The 3,093-nt window shown below is 29.2% G+C and carries 2 protein-coding genes; both read right to left on the reverse strand.

What is annotated here, in order from left to right; genetic code table 11:
• Positions 1-265: 265 nt before the first annotated feature.
• Positions 266-1,954 carry a hypothetical protein gene (locus LC419_RS23325; protein ID WP_223609606.1) on the reverse strand — a complete coding sequence of 563 codons (1,689 nt, stop codon included), beginning with the start codon at positions 1,952-1,954 and terminating at the stop codon, positions 266-268.
• 432 nt (positions 1,955-2,386) lie between these two features.
• A partial coding sequence (locus tag LC419_RS23330; RefSeq protein ID WP_223609607.1) for a S9 family peptidase occupies positions 2,387-3,093 on the reverse strand: 707 nt, incomplete at its 5' end.

A 3,093-nucleotide genomic window follows, 5' to 3' on the forward strand; every position in this document is an offset into this window, starting at 1 on the left:
TTTTGTTTTCCCCAGGAAATTACATCAAGACTTTTGCAAATCCAAAAACGATTTTTTTGAATTTTCAGCCATAAAAAAAGTTTATTGAAACAATGTTCAATAAACTTTCTGTATCATCAATAAAAATTGATATTACAAAGAATTTCACCAACTATTTTTGACTATTAAACCATTTTAAAACTCTGACATTTTCACATACTAATTCTCTAATAAAATTTACCTTTATTATCAAAAAAGAAAATAACATATACGTTTTTTAAATGCGTTAGATCGAAGACAGAAAATCCCCTAAATCTTGCTCTTTAGGTAAATCTATTTTAGTTCTAATCTTAGTCTTATATACTCTGACTGTTCCAGTAGTAGTGTCTTCTAGAGTCGCAATTTCCTTTGAGGATAAATTGATCCTGAAATAAGTACATAACTTCAATTCCTTATTTGTTAGAGTAGGGTAAGATTTTGAGAGTTTATTTATAAATAATTTGTTTTCAATACTGCTCTCGTTTGTCATCAAATCATTTCTTTTACCTATCTGCATCATACTGCTAACCTTTATTAGAAGATCTACTAAAATCTTGTCAGAATCAACATCAGATTTTTTTATTTTTCGTAAGTTCTCAAGAATTTTTTTTTCAGCCTCTGCTTTTAATTGTAGGTTTTGATGCAGATACTTAATTTTATCTTCACGTAACTTTATATTCTGTTCCAGAACAAGTGCATTGGATTCGTGAAATAATTTGCTTTTAATATTTTCATTTCTTATATTACCTATAACACCAATAAAAATAGCGATAATAAGCACTGCTATGATAATCAAAAGTATATTGAATTTCTTTTGGATAGAAATATTGTTCGCATATTTTTGGTCAATACCTTTTATGATAAAATCATGTAAAATATATGAGGTTTCATTTATACTTCTAACATTCTCATAATCATATTTATGATTAATTTGAAGCAACTTTTCACTAATCATCTTTAAATTGTCTATATCATCCATATCCATGTAATACTTTTGCACTATTTCATTTAATCTTAGCTTATCCTGAGTTTTTTTTATTGATGGTTCAATACGAACAATGTAACTAATAAGTTCTTTCTCTTTTTCAGTTTGGTGACTTTGCTTATATAATTCAAATAGTTTTTCTAGCGAAGATATTACTTTACCCGAGATCATACTCTCATTTTTATTATAATAAATATGTTCTGTTAAAAAATGCTCAGCTCCGGCGTAATCTTTCTTTTTAAGTAAGTAACTGCCTAAATTCCCTTTCATAAGATATAAAAAATCAGTCTCTTCCTTTGTTCTATATATTTTACCGTTAAGAATATCAATACCTCTTTTTGCTTCTTTGATCGCGGATCCTAATCTATTAAGTTTTTCATAAGTTAAACCAAAATTATTATGCATGGAAGCTATGTAGAGCATCTCATCTGGGGGTGTATTTTTTAGTGATTTTTCAAAAAATAGCATAGCTTTAGTGTAGTTGGATTCATTAAAATAAAATCTTCCCTTTGCATGAAACTCATGAAACAAAAAGAATTTTTTATTTAATTTACTCTCAAAGACGATTGCTTTATCAATAAAATCCATTGCTAATTTTGGAGAGGTATGTTCAAAATTCAAAGCTAACTCAAAATTACAACTACTAGAAAGGATTGCATATTTGCCATTATTAAGTTTTAACAATTCATATAGTTGGGATATCCTTTTCGATTTGACATTATTACTTGAATATAGTTCAGTGTATTTACTACTTAAAAGATATTTTACATCTTTAGTTTTTACATATTTTTCAAATTCTTGTTGTTTAATTAATGATATTTTATAGTCATTCCCTTTGATTGGTCTCATCTTTAAGGCTATTTGACGAAAATATTCATTCTGATCATTATTTTTATGGCAGGAAAAAATTAATAAAAATACTGCAAACAAAAGATAAAAATTTAGTTTCATAAAAGTACATTAAGTAGTGCTGTATCATCATAACACAAATTTTTATAAAATTTTCTATTATCCATTGGTTTTTTGTAAATACCAATACTCTGACAATGAAGTACAAACAGTAGCTAATTTGGCTAAAGCACATTATGTTTTACGTGTTGAAAGATGATATTTTTTTTGACAATTATTACAGGTATACCATAAGATCGATTTGAAAATATACTACATAAAAGATATTTTATTTCTTATCGATAATCCTTATTTACAACCTTGCAGCTTTAGTAGTTACAGGTATTTTAATAGTAATAATTATTGAAAAACTATTACGTGTTTTAATTTATCCTAAAACAATTCTGCTATTTCGTCTTTTATTAGATATGAAAGATTTACAAAAAAAGAATTGGAAAATGTATACACTCTCTGATTACATTTTTACATTTAAATTTATTTCTTGTTGAAATTTTCGGCAAAAAAGCCCATCATATATTTGTACAGTTCTATTCTGCTTGGCTCTTTTCTGAATCCGTGTCCTTCATCATATTTTACCATGTAAGGAACTTCAACTCCTCTTGCACGCATTGCTTTTACAATCTGATCTGATTCATTGATATTCACTCTCGGATCATTAGCTCCCTGAACTACAAATAAAGGTTTTTTGATCTTATCGATATGGAACACCGGAGAAACTTCTTTAGCAATTTTTGCTTCCTCAGGATTATCAAGGTCATACCAGATTTGTTTAACCATTTCTTTGTACGGTTTCCAGTATTCAGGGAAAGATTCAAAGAACGTGAAGATATTGGAAACTCCTACATAATCTACACCACAGGCATACAGATCCGGAGTTTTAATAAGTCCCATCAGGGTTGCATATCCTCCGTGGCTTCCTCCATAGATTGCAATTTTATTTTTATCAATCCAGCCTTGCTCTATGACATATTTTACTCCATCTTCCACATCATCCATGGCTTTACGCCCGATCTGCTTATATCCGGATTGTTGAAATTCTTTTCCATAACCGCCGGAAATTCTGAAATTCACATGCAGTGTGGCATATCCCCTGCTTGCAAAAAGCTGGTCTTCAGGATTGAACCCCCATTCATCTCTAACGCCCTGAGGTCCACCATGAGGATTAACAATTAACGGAACTT

This window comes from Chryseobacterium sp. OSA05B (assembly GCF_019970065.1).
Lineage (GTDB): Bacteria > Bacteroidota > Bacteroidia > Flavobacteriales > Weeksellaceae > Chryseobacterium.